Origin of the sequence: Salipiger sp. HF18, from assembly GCF_011806505.1 — a bacterium.
Taxonomy (GTDB): Bacteria; Pseudomonadota; Alphaproteobacteria; order Rhodobacterales; family Rhodobacteraceae; genus Salipiger; species Salipiger thiooxidans.
In genome coordinates, this window is sequence record NZ_JAATOS010000857.1 from 1 (window position 1) to 958 (window position 958).

Sequence of the window (958 nt, forward strand, 5' to 3'; positions counted from 1 at the left end):
TCGATCCACCTGCAGGCCGCCGCCGACGACGCCCGCGCACACCGCGAGGCCGCGGCGAGCGCCGAGGGCTGAGCGTCGCAGGGGCAGGGCGCCCGACGCCTCTGCCATGTCGCCGGAGCGTGGATCGACGTGACGCATGGCAGCGACAACGGACCGAGGTGCCCGGACCCGTCTCGCCCGCCGGCGTCCCGCTGCTCTGGCCGTGGATCGCCGCGGGCATGGCGCTTTACCTAGACGCAGGCGTGCCGGTCTTCGCCGACAACCTTTTCGAGAAGCACACCGTGGTGCAGGGCAGCGACCCCTCGCCGGCGGGCGATCCCCGGGGCCGCCCGGGGCCCCGGGACGCCACGGTCAGAGTTCGCGGGCCCGGCCGCGCAGCTGGAACTTCTGGATCTTGCCGGTCGAGGTCTTGGGAAGCTCCTCGAACACCACCGCCTTGGGGGTCTTGAACCCGGCCAGCCGGTCGCGGGCAAAGGCGATGAGCTCGGCCTCGGTCGCCGCGTGGCCGGGCTTCAGCTCGACGAAGGCGCAGGGCACCTCGCCCCATTTCTCGTCGGGCTTGGCCACCACCGCGCAGAGCAGCACGGCTTCATGCGCCATGAGCGTGTTCTCGACCTCGACCGAAGAGATGTTCTCGCCGCCCGATATGATGATGTCCTTGGCCCGGTCGGCGATCTGCAGATAGCTGTCAGGATGCAGCACGGCGATGTCGCCCGAGTGGAAATAGCCGCCCTCGAAGGCCTCGCGGGTGGCCTTGGGCGCCTTGAGGTAGCCCTTCATCACGCCATTGCCGCGGTGCATGATTTCGCCCTTGGTCTCGCCGTCGGCCTCGATGATGTTCATCTGCTCGTCCATGACAGTGACATGCTCCATGAAGGGCATGGCCACGCCCTGACGGGCCTTCATCGCGGCGCGCTCGTCGCCCTTGATGTGATCCCACGTCCCCTGCCACGCGCAT

1 pseudogene is annotated in these 958 nt (G+C 69.0%); it reads right to left on the reverse strand.

The annotated features are described in order from the left end of the window. Window positions 1-351 precede the first annotated feature (351 nt). Window positions 352-958, reverse strand: a pseudogene (locus HC022_RS27545) (AMP-binding protein); the annotation flags it as partial.